This window comes from Velocimicrobium porci (genome assembly GCF_009696045.1).
GTDB lineage: Bacteria > Bacillota > Clostridia > Lachnospirales > Lachnospiraceae > Velocimicrobium > Velocimicrobium porci.
Map to the genome: position 1 here is coordinate 14038 of NZ_VUMT01000001.1, position 25817 is coordinate 39854.

The following is a 25817-nucleotide window of genomic DNA, read 5'->3' on the forward strand; positions in this document are numbered from 1 at the left end:
GCTTATATGTCAAACAAATTAGAAGAATTACTAAACACGGCAAAGCTTAACGAACTACTTCGTAAAAAAGAATTAGAAGATGAAAAAAAATCCTGTATTATGTGGGGATTAGCAATCCTAGGTGCTGTTGCACTTGTCGGTGTAATCGCATATGCAGTATATAAACATTTTACACCTGATTATTTGGAAGATTTTGAAGATGATTTTGATGACTTCGACGATGACTTTTTCGAAGATGTAGATGATACTGAAGAATAATTATAGTAAAAATTTTTATAGGGATGTGTACCATATTTAAATAAATGGTATACATCCCTTCTTTTTTCACATTTTTTCGTTTCTTTACATACTATGTTGTATAGTCATTAAGCTACCTTATCAGGAGGATTTCTTATGTATGACATTGCAATTCTTGGCGGTGATATCAGGCAAATCTATATGGCAGAACAGTTTAGAAGGCAAAACCTGTCCATAATTACTTATGGACTTACCCATCCGATGATTCAAGATGTATGTGCCAAAGGAGCATCGATGAAAGAAACCATTCAATCCAGCCATATTTTAGTTAGTGCGATTCCTTTCTCAAAAGATGGAATTACAATTCCGGCACTTACCTCATCGTCTGATATGACCATTTCTAATTTTAATGCTTCTATTCGTTCCGAGCAGGTTTTATTTGCAGGTATGATTTCTGATAAAGTCCGCTCTTATTGTCATCAGTGTAAGGTATCTTTCTTTGACTTTATGGAAGATGATTCCATTGCAATTGCCAATGGAATTGCTACCGCTGAAGGAGCAATTATGGAAGCAATTAACCAAAGTCCAACAAACCTTCATAAAAGCCATTGTCTTGTTTTAGGTTTTGGGCGATGTGCAAAAACACTGGCAGTTAAGCTAAAAGCACTGGATACCATCGTAACAGTTGCTGCACGCAAGGATTCCGATCGTGCAATGGCAGAAGCTTTTGGTTTTCATGCAATCCCATTAAACAAGCTTTGTGACATGCTCCCTCATTTCACTTATATTTTTAATACAATACCTGCCTTAATACTGGATGCAAACCTTTTATCCCGAGTATCGAAAGATGCCATTATTATTGATCTGGCTTCAGCACCCGGCGGGTTAGATTATAAAGCTGCAAAAGCTTATGGTCTTCATGCAAACTTATGTCTTGGAATTCCCGGAAAAGTTTCTCCAAAAGCTTCTGCACAAATTTTAACTGACAAAGTAATGGAACATGTAATGAAAAGAAAGAAGGGATAATCAATGACCCTAGAAGGTAAAGAAATCGGTTTTGCGATGACCGGTTCATTTTGTACTTTTAAAGTAATCTTTAAACAATTAGAAGAATTAGTAAAAACCGGAGCTCACATAACTCCTATTTTCTCAAACGCAGTTCAAAATATAGATTGCCGATTCGGTAACTCAAAGGAATTTTATGAAAAGGCAAAAAAAATCACTGGAAAAGAGCCAATTACAACGTTGGAAGGTGCCGAACCAATTGGTCCAAAGGCACTTCTGGATTTAGTAATTATAGCACCTTGTACCGGTAACACCTTAGCAAAATTAACATATGCTATGATTGATTCACCAGTTCTTATGGCTGCCAAAGCTCATTTAAGAAATGACCGGCCTGTTGTAATCTTTCCTTCTACAAATGACGCACTTAGTATGAATTTTAAAAACATCGGTGCTCTGCTAAATTGCAAAAATATCTATTTTGTTCCATTTCGGCAAGATAGCTATAAATCAAAACCTAACTCAATGGTTGCTAACCCTGAGCTAATTCTTCCTACAATGGAACTTGCTTTGGATGGAAAGCAGATACAGCCTATCATTTTAGCACCAAAATAATAAAAAATTTACTTTACTATCGCTCCAAATAATCGTATAATTCATATAGTTTTAAAGCTTTAAATTTTTCGAATAAATCTATAAGCTAAGCATATTTGGAGGGAAAAATGAAAGAACTTTTTTACACTTATCTGTTGCTAATAAATATAATTGGTTTTATTAGTATGGGTATCGACAAACGCAGGGCTATAAAACACCACTGGCGTATCCCTGAGCGAACACTATTTCTCACCGCCTTTTTTGGTGGAAGCCTTGGTACTGTACTTGCAATGTACTGCTTCCACCACAAAACAAAGGCAAAACCTCTGTCAATTCTACTGCCTGGATGCCTTTTGCTTCATACTGTCATAGCCGGATACATAATTTTTATAAAATAAAATCATTCGAATACAGTGCATATTATATTATAAATCTCAATCTCCCAATTTATAATATAATATGCCTGCCCGTCACCATTCAGATTCATGTTCCTAACTTCTATTTTATAGTTTCACCCGAACCTTATATTCTTTCAACCAGTAATTAATCTCAATTAAATAGGCATACATCTGAGGCACAGCCATTAATTGACCAAACCAAGGTCTCCCATAATCTGACTTTTGATTCATTAAATTTTTCATATATTCTTTATCAATAAGCTGACATACCGGTTCATTTGAATCCTCCAGAATCGCTGATAAATTTTCCTTCAATAAAGATTCATATTTTGGATCATAAGTTTTCGGATAAGGACATTTTTTACGATATATAACTTCTCTTGGCAATACCTTGCCAGCGACATCCTTTAAAAGCCCTTTTACTTCATTATTATGATACTTGTACTCCCAAGGGACATTATATAAATAAGATATCAACCGATGATCCGAAAATGGTACCCGTACTTCCAACCCACTTGCCATCGTCATCCGATCTTTTCGGTCTAATAATGTCGTCATAAACCATGAGGTATTTAAAAAACTAATCTCTTTCTGTCTCCGCTCTCTTACTGTTTCATCGCCTCTCAGAGGAACCCGGTTCATCGTCTTTTTGTACTGACACCGTACATAGTCCTCAAGCGGAATCCGATTTCGTAATTCCTGATTCATAACTTCTTTTCTAAAATCTAAGTTTTTTGACCACGGAAATGTATCATTTTTATAAACATCTTCATCTCGAAACCACGGATAACCTCCAAAGATTTCATCTGCACACTCGCCTGATAAACATACGGTATGATTTTTCTTAATTTCCCTTGCAAAATACAGCATAGAAGAATCAACGTCCGCCATTCCGGGAAGGTCTTTTGCCCTTACTGCATCAAACAGACAATTATATAGCTCAGAATATTCACACTCTAAAAATCTATGATTTGAATTAATATAGCAAATCATTTTTTCTACATAAGGTCTGTCTTCTTCCGGCTGAAATGAGGAAGATTTAAAATTAGCAGAATTGTCTTTATAATCAAAAGAATAAGTATCCAGTACTCTTCCCTGCTTTTTTAAATGAAGCGAAGCTACACTAGATACAACACTGGAATCTAAACCACCTGACAGTAATGTACAAATTGGAACATCCGATACAAGCTGACGCTCAATTGCATCAAATAATAAATATCGCGTATGCTCCACCGTATCCCGATAAGTTTCCCTATGCTCTTTTGGTTCCATACGAAAATAGCAGGTTACTTTAACACCACTATAATCGACATACCCCATATGACCCGGTGGTATTTCATAAATATCTTCATATACTCCACACCCCGGTGACCTTGCCGGTCCAAGTCCAAATAACTCACAAATTCCATACTCATTTAAAACAGGTTCAACATATGGATGCTCAAACAAACTTTTTATCTCGGAACCAAAAATAAACATTCCTTTTTTTACAGTGTAAAATAATGGTTTTACCCCGTACCGATCCCGACATAGGAAAACACTTCGGTCATAACTATCCCACACTGCAAAACTGTAAATTCCATTTAACTTATGGACAACTTCTGTTCCATAAGCAATATAAGCAAATAATAAAACTTCCGTATCCGATGTCGTCTGAAACGAATACCCATTACTTTGTAACTCCTTTTTCAATTCCTTTGTATTATATAATTCTCCATTATATACAATTGCATATTCCCTCCCATTTATCGTTCGTATCATGGGCTGTTTTCCACCCTCCAAATCAATTACCGATAATCTGGCATGGGAAAAAGCAACGTGTTCTCCAATATAACTTCCAAAGGAATCTGGTCCTCTATGAGTCAATTTTCGTCCCATTCGTTCCACAATTGGTCTATGCACAGCTTCTTCCAGCTTCAGATTATCCGCAAAATCACAATATCCTGCAATTCCACACATTATAATTCCTCCAATTTATTTGCTCTAAGTAAATATATTCAAAGAAATAAAATTTATACCGCTTGCGAAAACTTGCTATAACCCATCGTTTACTCTCATTTTAATTTCTCCGATAATGACATACTTCTGTTCGTTTATCCAATGTAGCAAATTGATATCCTTCTTCTTTCAGACGTTTTATAATAGCCGGAAGTGTATCCACTGTAACTGTGTTAGCTCCAGAATCATGCATCAAGATAACCGGTTCATTATACTTTTTAAAATCCTTTTCAATATTTCTCATAATAGATGAACTTGTCGGACTGCCAACAGAATCTTCCGCACTCACATTCCAATCGTAATATTCATAACCTCTTTTCCTCATTTCCTCTACAATCGTATCACAAATATTTGTAAGATACCCATTACAGCTTCCCCATGGGAAACGATAAACGGTAGTTTTTTTCCCTGTTACCTCTTGAATCTTATCCGCCGTTTTTAAGGCATCTTCGATATAAGCATCCGCAGAACGATAAATCTGTTCCGATTTGTGACAGTAAGTATGCACTCCTAATAAATGCCCTTTTTCAACCATGGTACAAAGTAAATCTTTTTTATCTTCTGTAATTTGCTCTCCAATCAAAAAAAATGTTGCAGGTACATGTTCTTTTTCTAATATCGCAATTACCTTCTCCGTATTCACAGATGGTCCATCATCAAATGTAAGATATGCTATTTTTTCATCTGTCTTTGTTTTTGCTGTGTTCGTTGAGCTTGCCTGCTTTACATAAACATGCCGCTCCAAAGCTGCACACATAAAAAGCATAAAAACGCAAAATACTGCAAGAACTCGCTGTCTAGACATTCGATCACCTCTTTTGTCTGTCAACTCATTCTATGCAGTATTTTAATAAATTATTTCTATCGAAACTTTTTAGCGCAAACGAAGACATTCAAATCTCGCTTTTGTTTTTAAACATTCTATTAATTCATCTAATCGTGCATCAATTGTATTATCTTCAATTACTAAATCAACCGACAATGCCATATTTGTAATCATATGGTCGTCCAAATCTTCTGGTGCCTCCTCCAAAACAAGAAGCTTTTCCCTATAATCCTTCGCATCTAAAAAACGCATTAAAAAAGCATTTTTATCTTCTTTCTCGTCTGAATGTGACTCTTCGTTTATCCATTCAAAACGATATTTTTGGCTTACTTCCGGATATTTTTCATGGTCAACTTCACTTAAAAACATAATAAGTGGTCTGACATATATTTTTCCCTCACCATATTGCTGTTTATATACAACCATTTCTTCTTCTGTCTCAGAATGAATTGCAATTGCAACTATTTCATATAATTTATTTTTAAAATGCCGATACACATCTCCGGGTTCTGGTCTCCTTGTCTGCATACACATGCCTCCATACTATAATTACTGTACTTCTACTGTCCAGCCAAATGGATCTTCAATACGACCCAACTGAATTCCAGTTACTGTATCATATAATTTCTGGCTAATTTCACCAATTCCTCCATCTTTAATCTGAAGCACAGTATCTTCAAAACGAAGATGTCCGACTGGAGAAATTACCGCAGCTGTTCCAGTTCCCCATACTTCTTCTAAAGAACCATCTTTTGCAGCCTCTAATAACTCATCGACCGAAATTCTCCGTTCTTCCACAGAAAGTCCCCAATGCTTACAAAGATTTATAACAGAATCTCTTGTAACGCCAGGAAGAATACTTCCATTTAATTTTGGTGTAACTACTGTTCCATTTATCTTAAAGAAAATATTCATTGCACCGACTTCCTCAATATATTTTCGCTCAACACCATCTAACCAAAGAACTTGTGAATATCCTTCTTCATGTGCTTTCATCTGGGCAGCTAAAGAAGCGACATAATTACCACCTGTTTTCGCCTCTCCAATTCCACCTCTGACCGCTCTTACATACTCATCTTCAATCCAAATCTTAACCGGATTCAAACCTTCTGGGTAGTAAGCACCTACTGGTGATAAAATAATCATAAACAAATACGTGCTGGATGGGCGTACTCCTAAAAATTCATCCGTTGCAATAATAAATGGGCGGATATAAAGAGATGTTCCCGGTTTTGTTGGAATCCATGCTTCATCCATCTTAACAACCGCTTTAATTGCCTGCAAAAAATCTTCCTCATCGATTTCCGGAATACAAATTCTACGATTTGTCCGATTTGCACGCTCAATATTTTTATTTGGACGGAATAATAGCGTTCTTCCATCATCTGTTTTATAAGCTTTTAACCCTTCAAACATCTCCTGTCCATAATGAAACACCATAGCCGATGGCTCCAGACTGATTTTTTGATATGGAACAACTCTTGGGTCAAACCAGCCTTTTCCTTCCTCATAATTCATTGCAAACATATGGTCTGTAAATATAGTACCAAACTTTAATGGATTATCTTTTTCCGGCAATGGTTTTGGATTAGTTGTTTTTTCATATCTAATGTTTAACATCATCTATCATCCTCTCATAATCTTATTTTTTTTTGCCAATATTATTAATAATAATAGTCTTTATCAACTGAATTTTCAAGTTTTTTTTGCTCATACATTTACAATAAATTATATATATACTAGCATATGTGTTTCCATTTTCCCGTACGATATTGATAAGAAGAAATCATCCAGTTTGCAAACCAACCGATTGGAACAGCATACCATATTATTTCAATTCCAAATTTAGGTGCAAATATAACAGAAAGCGCAACACGAATAAACAAGTTTACTAAATTTGCAATTGTAAACATTTTCATATCACCTGCACCACGCAATAAACCATCAACTGCCATTTTAAATCCAATTAAAACAAAAAACCACCCCATAAATGTCAAGTAATTCTGCCCTGTTGAAATTGCCGTAAATGTCCCATTTATTCCAAGGAAAAGAGAAATGATTGAATAAGAAAAACATTCTAATATAATACAAATAATCATTGCACAAGTAATTACCATTTGATTCGCAGCATGCAATCCTTTCACAACACGCTCCCATTTACCGGCACCAATATTTTGTGCTGTATAAGACGATAAAGCATTTCCAATTCCAGCCATAGGCACAACACAGATTGATTCAATCCTCATGGCGGCAGAAAAACCAGCTAAAGCTTGGGAACCAAAGCTATTTACAACAGACTGTACTAGCATCATTCCTATTGAAACGGTAGATTGCTGTAAAATAGAAGGCAATGCAATCTTTCCCATGGCAAATAATTCTACCTTATCAAATAATTTGGTATTCTCACAGTATAACTTTTTAAGCTCATTCATAAAAACAAAGAACGATAAAACAGCAGAAATCCCCTGGGCAATTAAAGTTGCCCAGGCAACACCCGCAATACCCATTCCAAATTTTGTTACAAGTATTAAGTCTAAAATAATATTAAAAACCGAAGAAAAAATTAAAAAGTATAATGGTATTTTTGATTTTCCAAGTGCGTTAAACATAGAAGATAACACATTGTACATAAATAAAAACGGAAGACCAAGAAAATAAATATTTAAATATTCAACTGACATATCTAAAACATCAGAAGGCGTCTTCAAAAGCATCATTATATTTTTACCGGATAAAAGTCCAATTCCGCCAAGCAAAATGCTGATTATCAAAAAAGAAATAAGCGACGTAAAAACAGCCAATTTCATTCGATTATAGTCTTTTGCTCCAAAATGCCTGCTTACAACAACAGATGCCCCAATTCCACCACCAATCGCAACACAAATAAATATATTGGTCAAAGAATACGATGCCCCGACCGCAGCCAAAGCCTGTTCACCAACAAAACGTCCAATAATTGCCGAATCTGCCATTGTATAAGTTTGCTGAAATAGGTTGCCTATTATAATCGGCAGTGCAAAAATAATCAAAGCCGTTATTGGCTTTTTCTCTACTAAATAGTCATTTCCCATTCTTTTGTTCCTCCAAACATTTCAATACACAAATATGGTTTGTTTTATAATAGTATGAATTACTTCTATCTCCTCCATTCAAAATTCCTCCATTTTCGTTTCATTTTATTAATCTGGAAAACTTTTATTTTCCAGACTCTGCGAATAAACTGTAAAAAAAGACCAACAGATTTTTTTCATCGACGACGGAAAAAAGTCTGACAGTCTTTTCTTTAAAAACACAAAATGATAAACCATTTAAAAGATGCAGCCGGACTGTAATATAATATTCGCATAAGGAGAGTTTTCTCCTGTACGGATTACAGCCTTGCAATGTTTTGTCATCTTCTTCAGCTCTTCGTGAGACACAAAATCCAAGGCAACCTTTAAATCATTTCCTGTAAACAATTCATTGACTTCTTTCAAGACACTTGGATTTTTCTCTTTTATTTCTTCCGCTAAAATAACCCTCTCGATTTTCATATCTTTTTCCACTTCTTTTAACACTTCCATAAAGCTTGGCACACCAAATCTAACAGTCAAGTCAATCCGTTCCACCTCATCCGGGATTGGAAGACCACAATCTCCGATACAAATCCAGTCTGTATGTCCCATATAGGCAAGTACTCTTGCAATATCACTATTTAAGATTCCTAATCTTTTCATTATAAGGCACCGTCCTTTCTAAGCTTTTCTAATTCAAGCTCTACTTCTTGATTCGTTGGCATACCACCTTGTGCACCAAACTTTTCTGTAGAAAGGCTTGCTGCCACATTCGCATAAAGTAATGCTTCTTCCATCTCCTTTTTCCCTGCTGCCTGCACAGCAAAAGCTCCATTTAACGTATCTCCTGCACCTGTCGTATCAGCAACATTTGCCTTCCTTGCCGGAATCGTGACAACCGTTCCATCCTTTTTACATACTGACACTCCCATCGACCCTTGTGTCACAATTAATTTTTCCGGATATTGCTTTAATATTTTCTCTAATGGCATCTCTCCAAAAATTAACTTTACCTCATGCTCATTCGGTGTCAAATAAGTCACCTTTTTAATTATCTGTTCAGACAATTTACATGCAGGAGCCGGATTCAAAATAATCGGAATATTCGCCTCACTGCACAAATCAACTACATATTCTACCGTCTCCATTGGAATCTCATTTTGCAAAACAACCATATCATACTGCTTTAGCTCTTCTTTTATCGAATCGACATAAGCTTTGTCAACCTTCCCATTCGCCCCTGCAACAACAACAATCGTATTATCATTTTCACCAACCGTAATAAAAGCAGTTCCGGTTGGACAATCCTCTATTTTAGCAATATGCTTTGTAAAAATATGCTCTTTCTGAAGATTTTCTACTAAATCTTTTCCAAACTGATCATCACCTACACAGCCAAACATTCCGACTTCCGCACCAAGTCTTGCCATTGCAACCGCCTGGTTTGCACCTTTTCCGCCCGGGATATAATGAACACTATCTCCTTTTAATGTTTCTCCTTTTTTCGGAATTCGTTCTGCTGTTACTGTCATATCCATATTAATACTTCCTACCACTGCCAGTTTCATGATAATCCCTTCCTTTCTTTTGTTGTTTCTCTTTTTATTAAAGTTACATCTAAAACTTGTTCTTGTTCTATTTTTCCGGCCTGTCCATACTCCATAATCGCTTTAACTGCCAGTTTCCCCATCTCTTTGATTGGCTGTTCAATTGTCGTTAACTCCTGCAATATCATATGGCTAAATGCGATATTATCAAAACCAATCAATTGCACATCCTCAGGTACCCGATAGCCTCTTTTTTTCAAGACTTTATAAACGGCAATTGCAACCATATCATTATTCGCTAAAATGCCATCTACATCCGGATATTTCAAAAGTACCTGCTCCGCCACACGAAATCCATCCTCATAATCATACTGACAATCAATATACTGAACCGGAATCCCATATTCTTTACAAACGGAAACATAACCTGCAAAACGTTGTCTTCCACTAGAATACACTTGCGGTTCCCGAAGCTTCACAATATTTTTACATCCACATTCAAGCAAGTGCTTCATAGCAAGCCTACTTCCTTTATAATGATCTGCATGAATATAAGACACACCATTCCCAGATGCAATCTGCCGATCAAGTGCAACAATGGGAAGATTACATTTTTCTATTTCTTCCTGTAAAGTTTCATCATTTGTCATAAGAATAATTCCTTCCGCTTTAAGCCGGGTAAGCATCTGTATATTCGCCTTTTCTTTTTCCCTATTATGATTGGAACTACAGAGCGTAAGACGATACCCGTTTAAGAAAGCTTCCTCTTCAATTACCCGTGCCAATTCACCAAAAAATGGGTTATCAATGCTGGGAACAATAACGCCAATAATTTTAGAATTCTTTTTATAAAGCGAACGTGCCAGTTCATTTGGTACAAAACCCGTTTCTTGAATTGCCCAAAGCACTTTTTGTTTTTTTTCCTCATTTACATTTGCGGTCTGATTCATCACTCTTGATACCGTAGACGGAGAAACACCGGCTAATCTTGCAACATCTCTTATACTCGTCATATCGTTCTTCCTAACTATTTAACAAATAGAATCCCCAAATTTGAAACCCGTTTCAAATCTATAAAATAATTATATTTTTATTTATCCGATTTGTCAATATGAACAAAAATTTTTAACAATTTTCCTTTTTATTAACATATTTGCAGAATGTATATTCCAAATTATAATATGTCTGCTCCTCAGACTCTAACTCAAGCGTCCAGTCATCTTCCTTATCCAAGTTTGGAAAATACGTATCCGCCTGATAAGCAAAATCAATTTTAGTTACATGAGCCACTTTACAATAAGGCAGCATTTGACGATAAATGCTCTCACCACCAATTACAAATACGTCTTCTGTATTATAATCTTTCACAAGCTCCAATGCTTCTTCCACACTATGTACAACAGTTGCACCATTTCCATCGTAATTTTCTTTCTTTGTTATAACAATGTTCAAACGGTCTTTCAGCGGTTTTCCACCCGGAAAACTTTCTAATGTTTTTCGTCCCATTATTATAACTTTATTTGTTGTTGTTTCTCTAAAAAAACGCATATCTGCCGGTATGCTTACTAATAAACTATTTTGATAACCAATTGCCCAGTTTTTGTCTACTGCTACTATTAAATTCATTTTCCTGAGTCTCCTTTTTTATCTAAATTTTAATCTTAAAATGCTAGTGACGCAGGATAGAAGAGAACAGTGCTGTCCCCTCACTTTCTTGCATCACTCTAACAGTTTGAAACAACTACATCTTTTAAATTGCAATAGGAATATTCTTAATTTGTTCCCCTGTAACATAATTTTCCAACTTAAAGTCATCCACTGTAAATTCATAAAAGTCTTTCACATCCGGATTTATCCAGAATGTCGGTGCATCATAGGTTGGACGTTCAATCAGCTCTTTAATAATCGGAATGTGTCGGTCATAGATATGTGCATCAGCAATTACATGAACTAATTCTCCTACCTTCATTCCACTTACCTGAGCAAACATATGGACAAGAACTGCATATTGACACACATTCCAGTTATTTGCAGCTAATATATCCTGACTTCTTTGATTCAAAATCGCATTTAACACTAATTGGTCACTTTCTTTATCCTTTGTAACATTGAATGTCATGCTGTATGCGCATGGATATAAATTCATTTCATGCAAATCTTCATGATTATATATATTGGTCATAATTCTCCGGCTATATGGATTATGTTTTAAATCATATAGGACTCGGTCAACCTGATCCATTTCTCCCTCCTTATACTTGTGTTTAATTCCTAACTGATAACCATAAGCTTTTCCTATGGAACCTGTTTCATCTGCCCAGCTGTCCCAGATATGACTGTTTAAATCATTTATATTATTGGATTTTTTCTGCCAAATCCATAATATTTCATCAATACAGCTTTTCAATGCTGTCCTTCTTAGTGTAATTGCAGGAAATTCTTTCGATAAATCATAACGATTTACTACTCCAAATTTTTTTATTGTATAAGCAGCCGTTCCATCTTCCCAATGAGGTCTTACCTTTTCTCCCTCTGTACTTACTCCATTTTCTAAAATATCTTTACACATATTGATAAATAAATTATCTGCTAAGCTCATGTTTTATATCCTTTCTTTTTTGCCTTCAATGTTTATTTTATTTATATCGTTGTTTCTTCCACATATTTTTTTATATTTGATAGATTAACATATTTTCTTGATTGTCCATTTTCCACAACAACTAAAGTTGGAGCTTGTCTTATTCCATACTCTTGCACAAGATCCAAATTTTCTTCTGCGTCTACCAGCTTATAATCAATGTCATTTAAATATGTTCTTACGGTTTGACAGTTTGGACATGTTTTAGTCGTGAATAAGTACATTCCATTTTCTGAGTTTTCTACATCTAAATTAATCTCAATTGATGCTAGATTTTCTTGCTTTTTTTCTTCTATTTTATGTTCTTTCGACTGAGCTGTACTCATATCATACAATTTTCGATTTTTATATTCCTGTGACTTTCCTTTGTTCCAATTTTTGACCGGTCTGTAATAGCCTGTAATTCGGCTGTATACTTCTGTTTCTGCACCACAGATTGGACATTGAAATTGTTCTCCACTTAAATAACCGTGTTCTCTACATATAGAATAGGTCGGAGATATTGTATAATATGGCAATTTATAATTTTCTGCAATTGTATGTACTAGTTTTGCCGCTGCCTCCCAGTCTGGAAGCTTTTCTCCTAAAAATCCATGAAATACAGTACCTGATGTATACAAAGTCTGTAATTCATCCTGGATATCTAACGCTTCGAAAATATCGTCTGTAAATTCAACCGGAAGATGGGAACTATTTGTATAATATGGTGTATCTCCTTCTTTTCCTGCTGTAATGATATCTGGCCACCGCTTGCGGTCATGTTTTGCTAACCGATAGGTTGTTGATTCTGCCGGTGTCGCTTCTAAGTTATATAAATCCCCATATTGAACTTGATAATCAGAAAGACGTTCTCTCATATGATTCAATACTTGTTTTGTAAATTCTTGCGTCTTTTTATCTGTCATATCTCTTTGGAGCCACTTTGCATTTAAACCTACTTCGTTCATTCCGATTAGTCCGATTGTGGAAAAATGATTTTCAAATGAACCGAGATAACGTTTTGTATATGGGTATAAGCCTTCTTCTAACAGCTTTGATATAACCTCACGTTTTACCTTTAATGAGCGGGCTGCTATATCCATCATATGATCAAGGCGGTTATAAAACTCTGTCTGGTCTTTTGACTGGTAAGCAATTCTAGGCATATTTATTGTTACAACTCCTACAGATCCTGTACTTTCCCCTGACCCAAAGAATCCACCTGTTTTTTTCCGCAATTCTCTTAAATCTAAACGAAGACGACAGCACATAGAACGTATATCACTTGGTTCCATATCACTGTTTATATAATTCGAAAAATATGGCGTACCGTACTTCGCTGTCATTTCAAATAAGAGCCGGTTATTTTCGGTATCGGACCAGTCAAAGTCCTTTGTGATTGAATAGGTTGGTATTGGGTATTGAAAACCTCTTCCATTCGCATCCCCTTCTACCATCACTTCGATGAATGCTTTGTTTATCATATCCATCTCTTTTTTACAGTCTTTATATTTAAAGTCCATTTCTTTACCGCCTACGATACATGGCAGTTCTGCTAAATCGTTTGGTACAGTCCAATCTAATGTAATATTCGAAAATGGTGCCTGCGTTCCCCATCGGCTTGGTGTATTAACCCCGTAGACAAAAGATTGTATACATTGCTTTACTTCTCTATATGTTAAATGGTCGGCTTTTACAAATGGTGCTAAATAAGTGTCAAAAGATGAAAAAGCCTGTGCACCTGCCCATTCATTCTGCATGATTCCTAAAAAGTTCACCATTTGATTACATAAGGTAGATAAATGAGCTGCCGGAGAAGAAGTAATCTTTCCCGAAATTCCACCTAATCCTTCTTTTATCAGCTGTTTTAAAGACCATCCTGCACAATATCCTGTTAACATTGACAAATCATGAATATGAATATCTGCATTTCGATGTGCATTCGCTATCTCCTCATCATAAATTTCCGATAACCAATAATTTGCTGTAATCGAACCTGAATTGTGAAGTATAAGCCCCCCAACTGAATAGGTAACTGTAGAATTTTCTTTTACCCTCCAGTCTTCTTCTTTTACATAACTATCTACTATTTCCTTATAATCTAAGATTGTTGACTTCATATTTCTTATTTTTTCCCGTTGCTTTCGATATAAGATATATGATTTGGCTACTTCTGTATAGCCGGTCTGCTCTAATACATGTTCTACACTATCCTGGATTGCTTCTACTGACACATTCCCTTCTTGGATCTTTTCCTGAAAATCAGAAGTAACCCTCAAAGCAAGTAGATTTATAATATCCTCATTATATATTTTGTCCGTCGCATGGAATGCTTTTTTTATTGCCTCTCCTATCTTCTCCAGCCTAAAATCGGCAATTTCTCCATCCCGTTTGATAACATGTATCATATCAATGCCTCCCATTTTTCATTTTATATTCTAAATATTTTATTACATCCTTACCTATTCTATCAAAGTTCTTCCCTTTCGTCAACCGCAAAACACACTATATATAGTACAGCAATATACTGCCGTATCTATATATAGTGCATTTTATATATCTTTACCAATATTCTCGTTTTGCATTAAAATTGTTTTTATAAATTTTTTTCCTTTAAATTCTATCATAGATTTCTTTTGGAACATATGCTTTTACAAATACTCCATCTTCCCGATAATCTTCTTCAATTAATTCACCATATTTTTGAATAAGCTGAATCAAACCGGCTTTATTATATGGATATAACCGTTCTATATAAATCTTTTGTTTACGAAGAATTTCTTGCAATACAGCTTTTATTTCTTCCATGCCTTCTCCGGTATGTGCAGATGCCAAAATAGAATAATCTGCCTGAAAGTCTTTAAAATTTCTTTTCTCAATTACCTGATCCTGCTTATTAAATACAGTTATAATCGGTTTATTTTCCACCTTTAGTTGTTTTAATGTTTCATACACGACATACATCTGCTTTTCCATCTGCGGGTTTGAAGCATCGACAACATGAATTAATATATCTGCATATTTTGCCTCTTCCAGCGTTCCCTTAAACGCCTCCACTAAATGATGAGGAAGCTTTCGAATAAAGCCTACTGTATCCGTCAAAAGAATTTCTTGCCGTCCATCTAATTTTAATACCCGGGTTGTAGTATCTAGTGTGGAAAAAACCATATCATCTGCTAATATTTCTGCCTGTGTCAAATAACTTTCGCAAGAACTTTTACCCGCACAAGTATAGCCAATTAAAGCTGCAACTTTTACATTGCTCTTTTTTCGTTTTTCCCTTACCAATTCCCTGTGCTTTTGAACATCTTCCAATTCTTTTTTTAAATGACTGATTCTTGTTCGAATCAAACGTCTGTCCATCTCAAGTTTTTTCTCACCCGGTCCTCTTGTTCCAATTCCACCCCCCAGACGGGACAGGGAACTTCCCAAACCGGTTAGCCTTGCAGCCCGATATTTTAATTGTGCTAATTCTACTTGAAGAATCCCTTCTCTAGTCGTTGCACGTTTTGCAAAAATATCTAAAATTACAAGTGTCCGGTCCATCACTTTACAATCTAATTGCTGTTGCAAATTATTCATCTGCGCAGGTGATAATTCATCGTCGCACAAAATACCTGTTGCATTAAGCTCTATCATTAATTCCTTCACTTCTTCAATCTTGCCTTTTCCAATATAAGTACCCGGATGAATCTTTTCCCTTTTTTGAATTAAGCTTCCTACCACTTCTGCACCTGCAGTTTTGGCAAGCTCGCCCAATTCCAAAATCGAATCCTCAATATCATCGCCCATTGTTTCTTGGACTCCGACTAAAATAACTCTTTCTTCTACTTCCTTTAAATCGTATAACTGCATCCTTTTTTTGTATCATTTCCATACAAATCAGAAACCATACATTCCTTTCCTTATTATTATCAATCTATTTTAACTTTTCTTTTCCAAATAAAAAACCTTTTATATGATAACATGCCCCTATATCTTTGTCCACTCTTGAAAATTTTCATTTTTTTCCTGATTCGAGTTTTATTCTATACTTTTATATAAAATTTATTCTGTTTTTTAATAAATTTATATAACAAAATCTATCATCTTATCACATTTCTTAGCAATCTATCTATATGCTATTGGATTTCCTCTTTTATTCTTTATGAAGAATTTATTTCTAATTATTTTCCAGTGTTAAAATATAATTAGAAAAGAGAACCTATTCTTTTGACATATATTTCTTTGAAATACAATACAAATTTCCAGTTCTCTTTTCTTTATTTCTTCAGTATGTTAATTCTTTTTTATTTACTTTCATTTCTTGCCTGCAATGCCATTTTTGCTTGTAAGTTTCTCTGGAATTGGTCGATGATAACCGCCAACACAATTACCAAACCTTTAATTACCATCTGCCAGAATTCAGATACACCACACATAACCATACCATCGTTGATAACACCAATTACAAATGCACCTACTATTGTTCCACCAATTGTACCGACACCACCTGCCATTGAAGTACCACCAAGTACTGCCGCAGCAATTGCATTCATTTCCCATGATTCACCGGTTGCCGGATGGGAAGCAGCTAACTGGGACGAAGCAATAATTCCTACGACGGCAGAACAAATACCTGAAATAACATAAACTAAAATTTTTACTTTATTTACTTTAACACCAGATAACTTTGCTGCTTTTTCATTGCCGCCAATTGAAAATACATGCCAGCCAAATGCAGTTCTCTTTAATAAAACTGCAAAAATAACAGCTAAAATAACTAAAATAATCAGACCAACTGGTATTCCCATAACACGAGAACCGAAAAAGCTCCAGCCTTGATTTCCCAATGCTTCATATCCTTTTAAATCGGAATAAGTTGCACCTTGTGAATGGATATTAGCCAATCCTCTTGCTACATACATCATACCTAATGTTGCAATGAACGGTGCCACATTAAATTTCGTAATAATCAGACCATTTACTGCACCAATGACCGCACCCAAAAGAATTGTAATTAATACAATCATTGGAACACTAAAATATAATGTTACCCCAAACATTTCTAATGTAAGACCTTTTTGAATCAAGCCACCTGCGATCATTCCTCCAAGTCCTACAATCGCACCTACTGATAAATCAATTCCTCCTGTAATAATAACATAAGTCATTCCAATTGCAAGAATACCATATAATGCCACATGTTTACCAATCAACAGAGCGGTATTCATACTAAGAAAATTATCTGCTGTTATACTAAAAAATATTAACAATACAATTAATACAATAAAGGTTCTTCCCTTTAACAATGTCATAGCCAACGTATTGTTGGAACTTTTCTTATCTGTACTCATTTTTCCTATCTCCTTTTCTGATTAGTGACCATGATGGCCCTTATAAGATGCCAGTACCAGTGTTTCTTCCTGAATTTCATTCCCCATAAGTTCTCCGGTCTTAATACCATTGGAAAGTACAACTACACGATCTGCAATTGATATAATTTCTTTTAATTCTGAGGAAATTACAATAATAGAAAGTCCTTGTTCTGCATATTGATTAATGATATCAAATACTTCTGTCTTAGCTCCAATATCAATACCACGGCTTGGCTCATCTAACAAAAGAATCTTCGGATGCGTTAAAAGTCCCTTTCCAATAACTACTTTTTGCTGATTACCTCCTGACAGTGATAAAATAGGAAGCCTTTTATCCGCAACTTTAATATGTATATCTTTAATCTGAGAATCTACCATCTCATTTTCCTTTTTAAAATCTACAAATCCCGCCTTTGTATAATCTTTAATTGCAGATAACGAACAGTTTCTTCCAATGTCCATTGTCTGAACTAATCCTTCTCTTTGCCGGTCCTCCGGAACCAATGCAAAGCCTTTATCAATTTGCTCTGAAATTGATTTGATATTCATTTTTTCTCCATTTAGATAAACTTCTCCTGTATGTTCTGGACGAAGTCCCATAATACATTCAAAGATTTCTGTCCGACCTGCACCCATCAGACCATAAATTCCTAGTATCTCACCTTTTTTTAAATCGAAGTCAACATCATGTAACAGATATCCGCCACCACTTTTTGGAAGCGTCAGATGTTTTACTTCTAATACTTTTTCCTGTTTATCCCAGTTAATATTTCTTTCTTTTTTGGGATAAGATTTTCCCTCGCCTGTCATCTGTTTTACAATCCATGGAATATCAATATCTTTTACATCAGCATCAGCTACATATTTACCATCCCGAAGAATTGTAACATGATCACCAATCTGCATAATTTCTTCTAAACGATGAGAAATATAAACAATAGAGATTCCCTGAGCTGTAAGTTCACGCATTATTTTAAATAATACCTGTACCTCTTGCTCCGATAATGATGAAGTAGGTTCATCCATAATCAAAATCTTTAAATCATCTTCTACCAGATTTCTTGCAATCTCAATCATCTGCTGCTGTCCTACTCTTAAATCTCCTACCAGTGTATCAACAGGAATTGGATGCTCTAATTTTTCCAGTATCCTTTTTGATTGCTCTTTATGATATTTATTATCCATTTTTAATCCGCTTTTTTTCTCTCTTGCCATAAAAATATTCTGATATACAGGCAGATTTGGAAAAAGATTTAATTCCTGGTGAATGATTCCTATCCCATGCTTTCTCGCTTCTGTTGTATCTTTAAAGTGTACTTCCTCATCACCCATATATAACTTTCCCTCACTGGGCTGCTCAATACCGGCAATCATTTTCATCAAGGTAGATTTCCCTGCTCCATTTTCACCAATCAGTACATTTACTTTTCCTGTCAGCAAATCAAAATTAACATTGTCAAGAGCTTTGGTACCCGGATAAATCTTACTGATGCCTTCTGCATGAAAGCATACACCTTCTTTGCACATACTTGCCATACCTATCGCCTCCTGAACTTACTTTACGGTTAAGCTGACCGGTGTGATTAATAATTCATCATTTTCTTCAGCTGTAAATGTTCCAATAAACTCAATTGATTTTCCCTGTAAACCAGCAGGGTCTGCCGGCTGTATTACATTCGTATCAATTAACGAATGAAGTCCCTGAGAAATGGCACCCCATTCTTTTTGATTTGTATAGTCACCAAAATTAATAATATCTAATGTATCACGGGTAGATGAACCTTTATAAATGGAGCCTATCTGAAGCTTAATTACTTCTTTTCCTTCATATCCATCCAACTTTACGGTCATATATCCGGCTTTTTTCTCCTGATGCACTTCTTCTACTGTTCCACTGCCCTTTACCGCATAACTGATGCTTCCTGAGGTTCCCATTGAATATTTTCCATATTTATCAGCAAGAGATGTCAAATCTCCATTTGCTTCTGTTAAAAATGTAGGAAGTTCAACTGCCTTGTTAGAAATGTCTTCCACTGCCGCATCCCACATTTCTGATACACTATCATCTGCATTAAATTCTGTTTTTCCTGTTAGTTTTCCTTCTTCGCCTATTTTTACTACTTTTACACATCCTGTCATGGTTGTCACTGCTAAGGCAAACACCATAACCAGGGCTAATACTCTCTTTTTCATGACCTTCTCCTATTCTTCTATTTCACAAAATAGATATTCTCTATTTGACTTGTCATCTTCTTACTCATTCGTTACAAAACTATATTCTATACTGAGATAAAATTTAGAATAACGGGGGTCATAAATGACCCCCTAAAATCTGTTGTAACTTAAATTACTCTTTGTAAACAAAAGTTTTTAAATTGTCAACATTATCTTTTGTAATGGCAACACAATCTACTAATTGTTTTTCATCTAATCCTGTACTGCCTTCTTTTAAGTATTTATCAGCCTGTTCAACTGCCATTTCAGCAATCAATGCACACTGCTGTAATGCAGTACCCGTCATTTTTCCATCTTTGATTAATGCCGCTGCTTCATCAGAACCATCAACACCGATAATCTTAATGTCTTTTCTTCCAGCTGCTGCACAAGCTTCTGCTGCACCTACAGCCATTGTATCATTACCACAAATAATACCTGTAATTTCAGGATTGGATTGTAAAATTGTTTCTGTTTTTTCGTAGCCTTCTGTCTGATCCCAGTTAGCTGTCTGTGTTGCTACACATTCTAATGTGTCATATTGATCGATTACTTCATGGAATGCAGAAGAACGAACACCTGCATTTGTATCAGATTCTTTACCTAATAACTCTGCATATTTTCCTTCTTCTCCCATAGCTTCAACCCATTCTTCAGCGATTGCTTTTGCACCCTGATAGTTATTTGCAACGATCTGAGAAATAGCAACACCTTCCTGGTTGATTTCACGGTCAATTAAGAATGTAGGAATTCCCGCATCTGCTGCTTTTTGAACAGCTTCGATTGTAGCATCTGCACCTGCATTATCACAGATAATTGCCGCAGCTTTGTCAGCAATTGCATTTTCAAATAATTCCATTTGTTTTGTTGCATCATCATCATGAGAAGCTGTTTTTACTTCATAACCCAATTCTTTTGCTTTTGCTTCTGCTGTATCGGATTCTGTTTTAAAGAATGGGTTGGAATGGGATGGTGTAATAATATAAATAATATTGGAGCCACCACCTGGAAGTACCTTTTGTTCTGCCTCTTCCTCTTTTCCATCATTTGTTGTTTCGTCATCTGTTGTTTCATCTTTGGTTTCTGTGTTCTGTGTGTCCTTTTCGGCATCTGAACTACCACCACAACCTGACAACATTGTAACTACCATTGCCATACTAAGTAACATTGCTAATAATTTTTTCTTCATGTTTTTTCCTCCTTAAGAATATATAGTTTTGTATTAAATTGCTTCATCCCCATGAAACAACTTATAGATAACGGGAAACTTTCCCGATCATCTCTACTTTGAAAGAACTTTTTTAACAGCCTCTTTCCACCCCTGATATTTTAATTTTCTCACTTCATCTTCCATAACCGGTACAAATTGTTTTCGGTTAATCTGTGAAAAAATAGTTTCTTTTCTATAAATCCCAACTGCCAGACCTGCTGTGTAAGCAGCTCCAATACCAGATAATTCTTCTGCAGAAGGTACTTTTACTGGAATCTGTGCCATATCACTTTGGAACTGCATTAAATATGTATTTTTTGTAGGTCCGCCATCAACCCGTAATTCTTCAATTGTTATGCCAGACTCTCTACTCATTGCTTCAATCACATCGGTTATCTGATATGCAATACTCTCCAGTGCAGCCTTCACAATTTCTTCCCGTTTTGTTGTCCTAGACATCCCCCATATTGTCGCCTTTGCCTCACTGTCCCAGTAAGGAGCTCCAAGTCCTGAAAATGCCGGAACCAGATAGGAAGTATCTTTTGGATTTGCTCTCTTTGCCAGTTTCTCTGTTTCTCCCGGTGATTCAATCAGCTTCAAATCATCCTTTAACCATGTAATAACAGCTCCTGTATAATTGATATTTCCTTCTAATACATAACTTACTTTTCCATTCATTTTCCACGCTAACGATGTTACTACACTTTCACTAAGCACTGGTGTTTCTCCAATATTCATCATAATGGAAGAACCCGTTCCATAAGTCGTCTTTATCATTCCTTTATTCAGACACCCTTGTCCAAATAAGGCTCCATGAGAATCACCCAGTACACCATGAATCGGTATCTTCTGATTAAAATAACCATCAAAATCTGTAAAACCAAACTCACCATCTGAGTCCGTTACTTTTGGCAGACATTCTGGCAAAATTCCAAACGCGTCGCAAACTTCTTTGTCCCAGCTTAATGTACTGATATTAAAAAGTTGGGTTCGGGAAGCATTTGAATAATCGGTCCGAAATTCTTTTCCGCCAGTTAATTGATATACTAACCAACTATCAATTGTTCCACAACACAATTCGCCCTTTTCTGCTTTTTCTTTCGCACCGGGAACTTCTTTGAGAACCCATGCAAGCTTTGCTGCTGAAAAATATGGCGAAAGCTGTAATCCTGTATGAGATCGAATCATCTTCGCATATCCATCTTGCTCTAATGTTTCACATATTTTTGCTCCTCTTGCACATTGCCATACAATCGCATTGTAAACTGGTTCTCCGGTTTTTCTATCCCAGCAAAGTGCCGTTTCTCTTTGATTACTGATTCCCAATACTTTTACATCGTCTTTGTCAATATTCGCTTTTTCAATTAAATTTTTTACAACCTGAATTGTATTTTGATATATCTCTATGGGATTGTGCTCTACAAAGCCTTTTTCATTTATAATCTGACGGTGAGGCAAATCTGTTCTGCAAATCAGGTTACCTATCTGATCAAACAACAATGCCTTCGTTCCCTGAGTACTTTGGTCAATCCCAAGTACATAATCCGCCATTTACAAATTCTCCTTTACTGTTTTCACAATTCCTTCTGCATTTAATCCATAATGATTAAATACCTCTTTTGATGTTCCTGTAATAACCGGTGCATCCGGAAGTGCCATATTAATTACCTTCTTTGGACACTCTGCCGATACTACCTGGCTTACCATTGCCCCAAGTCCTCCAAACGGAGCATGCTCCTCAACTGTAACAACTGCTTTCACATTCTTTGCTGCATTTATAATTGCTTCTTTATCCAGTGGTTTTAAACAGTACATATCTACTACTGTTGCAGATATTCCTTGTTCTTTCAAATTTTTTGCGGCATCATAAGCCGGTTTTACCATCTCACCACAAGCAATAATTGCTACATCTGTACCTTCCGTAAGGACAGTTGCCTTGTCCATTTCAAATGGACAATTTTCTTCTGTATAAACATCTTCTACTGCATTTCTTCCTACACGGACATAAGATGGCTTTTCGTCTTTCAAAAGTGCCTCTATTAAATATTTTGTCTGAAATCTGTCACTTGGAATATATACTCTCATATTTGGAATTGCTGTCATTGCTGCAATATCTTGTGCAGAATGGTGACTCATTCCCAATGCACCATAACTGATACCACCACTAATTCCAATTAATGTTACATTTGTATTAGAATAAGCACAATCAACCTTTGCCTGCTCATAACTTCTTGTTGATAAAAAGCAGGCAGGTGAAGCTGCAAAAGGCTTTTTGCCACATTTTGCAAGACCTGCGGATATACCAACTAAATCCTGCTCTGCAATACCAACTTCAACAAATTGCTCTGGAAATGCCTCTGCAAATGGTGTTAAGGAAGCACTTCCTCTAGAATCACTGCATAATACTACAATATCTTTGTCATCTTTTGCTTTTTCCATCAATACTTCGCATATAGCCTGACGATTTGGAATCTTATTCATGAAGTGCAGCCTCCTTTCTGGTTTCAAAATCTTTCATAATCTGTGCATATTCTTCTTCATTTGGCACTTTATGATGCCAGTTTGCTTTATTTTCCATGACAGAAGAGCCAAACCCTTTTATCGTATTTGCAATCACAACCGTTGGTTTTCCCTTCGTTTTCTTTGCTTCATCAAACGCTTCTTTTAATTCTTTATAATCATTTCCGTTAATAGAAATAACATGCCAGCCAAATGATGCCCATCTTTGCTTTAAATCTTCATGAGCCATAACATCTTCCGTATTACCTGAAATCTGAAGATGATTTCTGTCAACAACCGCACACAAATTATCTAATTTATATTGGTTTGCTGCCATTGCTCCTTCCCATACGGAGCCTTCTGCCAGTTCGCCATCTCCCATTACGGTATAAACCCGGTAATCTTTTTTATCCATCTTGCCTGCCATTGCCATTCCGACACTGACCGGAAGTCCATGCCCCAAAGAACCAGAATTCATTTCGATTCCAGGAAGCTTGTTGTTTGGATGTCCGATAAACTGAGAACCAAATTTGGAAAATTCTTTGATTACCTGCTCAATCGGAAAAAATCCTTTTTTTGCAAGTACCGCATATAATGCTTCTACAGAATGTCCTTTACTCATAACAAATCGGTCTCTGTCTGGATTGTCCATGTTTTCCGGGCTGATATTCATCTGTTCAAAATATAATTCAACAAGAATATCCATTACACTCATATCACCGCCTATATGCCCACCTTTTCCTTCTACAATCATGTCAATGACATTTTTTCGCAGGTCATAGGATAATGCCTTTAAATTTTCCATTCTGATACCTTCTTTCTTAAAGTTTACGAAAAAATTCTTTTTTAATTATTCGCCTCGCAAATAAGCCTTTACATCTTCTTCAATCGGATCATACAAGTCTGGTACAATGCCTATATATTTGCAAGCTTCGTATAATACTGGTACTACATCTTTATGAATACCCACGCAGTGATGAATATATGGACCTTCTACTATTTTTGCTTCTAATCGTTTGATATTATCTACTTCTACCCAAAGATAAGTACCCATTCCTTTTGGTCCGTCAATTCCTTTTGCATTACCAAGAAGTAAGGAATATTCTCCATTGTCACCATCAAATCTTGCCAATGTAATATCTCCATGTTTTGCTTCTGCTGTAATGCTTCCCGGATGTTCAAATGCCAATGGATAAGTTAACTTTGGTGTTTCTTTTGCAACGGAAATTGGCCATGGTCCACAATGCTGTAATAGTTCTCCGTTTGTAACATCTGGATGACGAATTGTCCAGTCAGCAAAGAAGCTTCTTGTTTCTCCCATTCCTGCTGCCTCTACCATCAGAGCAGTGATTGCACCATGAATGTCTGTTTCGCACACAACCGGAATTCCTTCTTCATTTAATAGGGAATTTGCTGCACAAGGCATAATTCCGATTTCTGATTGCAGCTGGTTCCAGCATTGGATTGCAATTGCCTGACAACCATACTTCTTAGCAAGTGCTTTCATTGCAACTTTTAATGCCGCAACGTTTTCTAATTCATCATCTTTTATTAAAATTTCCATATTCTGTCTGCAATATTCCATTACTTCTTTTACTTCTGTGCCTTCTGTTTTTGCAATCTTCATCTGGTCAGTAAGCTCAGGCATTGGAATTGGTGATAATTGAATATTAAATTTCTCTAACAATTCTCCTTCGTTGCACATAGTAGTAAAAAATTCAAATGGTCTTGTGGAAATTTGGAGAATTCTCATATTTTTAAATGTCTTTACTACATTACAGACTGCCAAAAAATCTCTTAATCCACGCTCGAATACCGGATCATTTAGTCTGCAATTTGTCATATAGGTAAAAGGAACTCGAAATCTTCTCAGCACCTTACCTGTAGCAAATAATCCACATTGTGTATCTCTTAATCTTGTGCCATCAGGCTCTGGTCTTTCATCCAAAGGTCCCCATAGAAGAACCGGAACGTTTAATTCCTTTGCAAGTCTGGCACATTCAAACTCCGTACCAAAATTACAATGTGGCAAAAATAAACCATCTATCTTTTCTCTCTTAAATTTCTCGGCAATTTTATACATATCCTCATCATTGTAAAGAAGCCCTTCCTCATTGATATCCGTTATGTCTACAAAATCAATACCAAGCTCATTCAAACGATCTGCTGTAAGCTTTCTGTATTTTACTGCATCTGGTGCACTAAAAATACTTCTTCTTGTAGGTGCATAGCCAAGTTTTATATTTGCCATTTTTATTCCTCCTC

General features: G+C 35.9%; 24 protein-coding genes. 4 read left to right on the top strand and 20 right to left on the bottom strand.

The features are described from left to right. The first annotated feature begins 6 nt into the window (after positions 1-6). The 4 genes from FYJ58_RS00075 to FYJ58_RS00090 all read left to right on the top strand — a co-directional run bounded on the left by FYJ58_RS00075 (position 7) and on the right by FYJ58_RS00090 (position 2231). On the top strand, positions 7-258 hold the full coding sequence (locus FYJ58_RS00075) for a DUF4366 domain-containing protein (RefSeq protein ID WP_154515394.1): 252 nt from the start codon (positions 7-9) through the stop codon (positions 256-258). Positions 259-393: 135 nt separating this feature from the next. Next, the gene (dpsA, locus tag FYJ58_RS00080; protein ID WP_154515396.1) at positions 394-1263 is read left to right on the top strand and encodes a dipicolinate synthase subunit DpsA; all 870 of its coding nucleotides are present in this window, start codon (positions 394-396) and stop codon (positions 1261-1263) included. A gap of 3 nt (positions 1264-1266) precedes the next feature. Beyond that, positions 1267-1854: a dipicolinate synthase subunit B gene (locus FYJ58_RS00085; protein ID WP_154515399.1), complete on the top strand. Its 588-nt coding sequence runs from the start codon at positions 1267-1269 to the stop codon at positions 1852-1854. Positions 1855-1961: 107 nt separating this feature from the next. Then, positions 1962-2231 (top strand): DUF1294 domain-containing protein, encoded by a 270-nt coding sequence (locus FYJ58_RS00090; RefSeq protein ID WP_154515402.1) that lies wholly within the window; start codon positions 1962-1964, stop codon positions 2229-2231. 105 nt (positions 2232-2336) lie between these two features. Here the strand turns inward: FYJ58_RS00090 and asnB are convergent, their stop codons facing one another. The 20 genes from asnB to FYJ58_RS00190 form a co-directional block, all read right to left on the bottom strand. Then, the gene (gene asnB / locus FYJ58_RS00095) at positions 2337-4190 is read right to left on the bottom strand and encodes an asparagine synthase (glutamine-hydrolyzing) (protein WP_154515405.1); all 1854 of its coding nucleotides are present in this window, start codon (positions 4188-4190) and stop codon (positions 2337-2339) included. 100 nt (positions 4191-4290) lie between these two features. Further along, positions 4291-5034, bottom strand: a complete 744-nt coding sequence (locus FYJ58_RS00100; protein ID WP_154515408.1) for a polysaccharide deacetylase family protein — start codon at positions 5032-5034, stop codon at positions 4291-4293. A 69-nt stretch (positions 5035-5103) separates the two neighbouring features. Next, the gene (locus tag FYJ58_RS00105) at positions 5104-5583 is read right to left on the bottom strand and encodes a DUF1653 domain-containing protein (RefSeq protein ID WP_154515411.1); all 480 of its coding nucleotides are present in this window, start codon (positions 5581-5583) and stop codon (positions 5104-5106) included. Between the two features lie 21 nt (positions 5584-5604). Beyond that, positions 5605-6675, bottom strand: coding sequence for a branched-chain amino acid aminotransferase (locus tag FYJ58_RS00110; protein ID WP_154516240.1), 1071 nt, complete (start codon positions 6673-6675; stop codon positions 5605-5607). Between the two features lie 119 nt (positions 6676-6794). Beyond that, positions 6795-8126 (bottom strand): MATE family efflux transporter, encoded by a 1332-nt coding sequence (locus FYJ58_RS00115; RefSeq protein ID WP_154515414.1) that lies wholly within the window; start codon positions 8124-8126, stop codon positions 6795-6797. Between the two features lie 237 nt (positions 8127-8363). Then, positions 8364-8771 carry a D-ribose pyranase gene (gene rbsD, locus FYJ58_RS00120; protein ID WP_154515417.1) on the bottom strand — a complete coding sequence of 136 codons (408 nt, stop codon included), beginning with the start codon at positions 8769-8771 and terminating at the stop codon, positions 8364-8366. After that, the gene (rbsK, locus tag FYJ58_RS00125) at positions 8771-9676 is read right to left on the bottom strand and encodes a ribokinase (RefSeq protein WP_154515420.1); all 906 of its coding nucleotides are present in this window, start codon (positions 9674-9676) and stop codon (positions 8771-8773) included. The genes rbsD and rbsK overlap by 1 nt, the downstream gene beginning before the upstream one ends. Beyond that, positions 9673-10668, bottom strand: a complete 996-nt coding sequence (locus tag FYJ58_RS00130; RefSeq protein WP_154515423.1) for a LacI family DNA-binding transcriptional regulator — start codon at positions 10666-10668, stop codon at positions 9673-9675. Before FYJ58_RS00130 ends, rbsK begins: the two co-directional genes overlap by 4 nt. Positions 10669-10780: 112 nt before the next feature. Further along, positions 10781-11281, bottom strand: a complete 501-nt coding sequence (locus FYJ58_RS00135) for a dihydrofolate reductase (RefSeq protein WP_154515426.1) — start codon at positions 11279-11281, stop codon at positions 10781-10783. A 124-nt stretch (positions 11282-11405) separates the two neighbouring features. Further along, complete coding sequence (gene thyA / locus FYJ58_RS00140) at positions 11406-12254, bottom strand: thymidylate synthase (RefSeq protein WP_154515429.1); 849 nt, start codon at positions 12252-12254, stop codon at positions 11406-11408. A gap of 41 nt (positions 12255-12295) precedes the next feature. Beyond that, complete coding sequence (locus FYJ58_RS00145) at positions 12296-14680, bottom strand: ribonucleoside triphosphate reductase (RefSeq protein WP_154515432.1); 2385 nt, start codon at positions 14678-14680, stop codon at positions 12296-12298. Positions 14681-14885: 205 nt separating this feature from the next. Continuing rightward, the gene (hflX, locus tag FYJ58_RS00150) at positions 14886-16127 is read right to left on the bottom strand and encodes a GTPase HflX (protein WP_154515435.1); all 1242 of its coding nucleotides are present in this window, start codon (positions 16125-16127) and stop codon (positions 14886-14888) included. Between the two features lie 434 nt (positions 16128-16561). Then, the gene (locus tag FYJ58_RS00155) at positions 16562-17608 is read right to left on the bottom strand and encodes an ABC transporter permease (RefSeq protein WP_154515438.1); all 1047 of its coding nucleotides are present in this window, start codon (positions 17606-17608) and stop codon (positions 16562-16564) included. A gap of 21 nt (positions 17609-17629) precedes the next feature. After that, the gene (locus FYJ58_RS00160; RefSeq protein ID WP_235912515.1) at positions 17630-19165 is read right to left on the bottom strand and encodes a sugar ABC transporter ATP-binding protein; all 1536 of its coding nucleotides are present in this window, start codon (positions 19163-19165) and stop codon (positions 17630-17632) included. Positions 19166-19183: 18 nt separating this feature from the next. Further along, positions 19184-19822 (bottom strand): DUF2291 domain-containing protein, encoded by a 639-nt coding sequence (locus tag FYJ58_RS00165; protein WP_154515441.1) that lies wholly within the window; start codon positions 19820-19822, stop codon positions 19184-19186. A gap of 154 nt (positions 19823-19976) precedes the next feature. Beyond that, positions 19977-21032, bottom strand: coding sequence for a D-ribose ABC transporter substrate-binding protein (locus tag FYJ58_RS00170; RefSeq protein ID WP_154515444.1), 1056 nt, complete (start codon positions 21030-21032; stop codon positions 19977-19979). Positions 21033-21125: 93 nt separating this feature from the next. Then, positions 21126-22604, bottom strand: a complete 1479-nt coding sequence (gene glpK / locus FYJ58_RS00175) for a glycerol kinase GlpK (RefSeq protein ID WP_154515447.1) — start codon at positions 22602-22604, stop codon at positions 21126-21128. Continuing rightward, the gene (locus tag FYJ58_RS00180) at positions 22605-23534 is read right to left on the bottom strand and encodes a transketolase family protein (protein WP_154515450.1); all 930 of its coding nucleotides are present in this window, start codon (positions 23532-23534) and stop codon (positions 22605-22607) included. After that, on the bottom strand, positions 23527-24357 hold the full coding sequence (locus FYJ58_RS00185) for a transketolase (protein WP_154515453.1): 831 nt from the start codon (positions 24355-24357) through the stop codon (positions 23527-23529). The genes FYJ58_RS00180 and FYJ58_RS00185 overlap by 8 nt, the downstream gene beginning before the upstream one ends. A 45-nt stretch (positions 24358-24402) precedes the next feature. Next, positions 24403-25803: an L-fucose/L-arabinose isomerase family protein gene (locus FYJ58_RS00190; RefSeq protein WP_154515456.1), complete on the bottom strand. Its 1401-nt coding sequence runs from the start codon at positions 25801-25803 to the stop codon at positions 24403-24405. Positions 25804-25817 lie beyond the last annotated feature (14 nt).

Coding starts and splice junctions, on each gene's coding strand:
- glpK (WP_154515447.1), bottom strand. CDS start 22,604: ATGGCGGATTATGTACTTGGGATTGACCAAAGTACTCAGGGAACGAAG.
- FYJ58_RS00110 (WP_154516240.1), bottom strand. CDS start 6,675: ATGTTAAACATTAGATATGAAAAAACAACTAATCCAAAACCATTGCCG.
- FYJ58_RS00085 (WP_154515399.1), top strand. CDS start 1,267: ATGACCCTAGAAGGTAAAGAAATCGGTTTTGCGATGACCGGTTCATTT.
- FYJ58_RS00160 (WP_235912515.1), bottom strand. CDS start 19,165: ATGGCAAGTATGTGCAAAGAAGGTGTATGCTTTCATGCAGAAGGCATC.
- FYJ58_RS00105 (WP_154515411.1), bottom strand. CDS start 5,583: ATGCAGACAAGGAGACCAGAACCCGGAGATGTGTATCGGCATTTTAAA.
- FYJ58_RS00145 (WP_154515432.1), bottom strand. CDS start 14,680: ATGATACATGTTATCAAACGGGATGGAGAAATTGCCGATTTTAGGCTG.
- FYJ58_RS00170 (WP_154515444.1), bottom strand. CDS start 21,032: ATGAAGAAAAAATTATTAGCAATGTTACTTAGTATGGCAATGGTAGTT.
- FYJ58_RS00135 (WP_154515426.1), bottom strand. CDS start 11,281: ATGAATTTAATAGTAGCAGTAGACAAAAACTGGGCAATTGGTTATCAA.
- FYJ58_RS00075 (WP_154515394.1), top strand. CDS start 7: ATGTCAAACAAATTAGAAGAATTACTAAACACGGCAAAGCTTAACGAA.
- thyA (WP_154515429.1), bottom strand. CDS start 12,254: ATGAGCTTAGCAGATAATTTATTTATCAATATGTGTAAAGATATTTTA.
- FYJ58_RS00165 (WP_154515441.1), bottom strand. CDS start 19,822: ATGAAAAAGAGAGTATTAGCCCTGGTTATGGTGTTTGCCTTAGCAGTG.
- asnB (WP_154515405.1), bottom strand. CDS start 4,190: ATGTGTGGAATTGCAGGATATTGTGATTTTGCGGATAATCTGAAGCTG.
- FYJ58_RS00100 (WP_154515408.1), bottom strand. CDS start 5,034: ATGTCTAGACAGCGAGTTCTTGCAGTATTTTGCGTTTTTATGCTTTTT.
- rbsD (WP_154515417.1), bottom strand. CDS start 8,771: ATGAAAAGATTAGGAATCTTAAATAGTGATATTGCAAGAGTACTTGCC.
- rbsK (WP_154515420.1), bottom strand. CDS start 9,676: ATGAAACTGGCAGTGGTAGGAAGTATTAATATGGATATGACAGTAACA.
- hflX (WP_154515435.1), bottom strand. CDS start 16,127: ATGCAGTTATACGATTTAAAGGAAGTAGAAGAAAGAGTTATTTTAGTC.
- FYJ58_RS00130 (WP_154515423.1), bottom strand. CDS start 10,668: ATGACGAGTATAAGAGATGTTGCAAGATTAGCCGGTGTTTCTCCGTCT.
- FYJ58_RS00155 (WP_154515438.1), bottom strand. CDS start 17,608: ATGAGTACAGATAAGAAAAGTTCCAACAATACGTTGGCTATGACATTG.
- dpsA (WP_154515396.1), top strand. CDS start 394: ATGTATGACATTGCAATTCTTGGCGGTGATATCAGGCAAATCTATATG.
- FYJ58_RS00180 (WP_154515450.1), bottom strand. CDS start 23,534: ATGAATAAGATTCCAAATCGTCAGGCTATATGCGAAGTATTGATGGAA.
- FYJ58_RS00190 (WP_154515456.1), bottom strand. CDS start 25,803: ATGGCAAATATAAAACTTGGCTATGCACCTACAAGAAGAAGTATTTTT.
- FYJ58_RS00090 (WP_154515402.1), top strand. CDS start 1,962: ATGAAAGAACTTTTTTACACTTATCTGTTGCTAATAAATATAATTGGT.
- FYJ58_RS00115 (WP_154515414.1), bottom strand. CDS start 8,126: ATGGGAAATGACTATTTAGTAGAGAAAAAGCCAATAACGGCTTTGATT.
- FYJ58_RS00185 (WP_154515453.1), bottom strand. CDS start 24,357: ATGGAAAATTTAAAGGCATTATCCTATGACCTGCGAAAAAATGTCATT.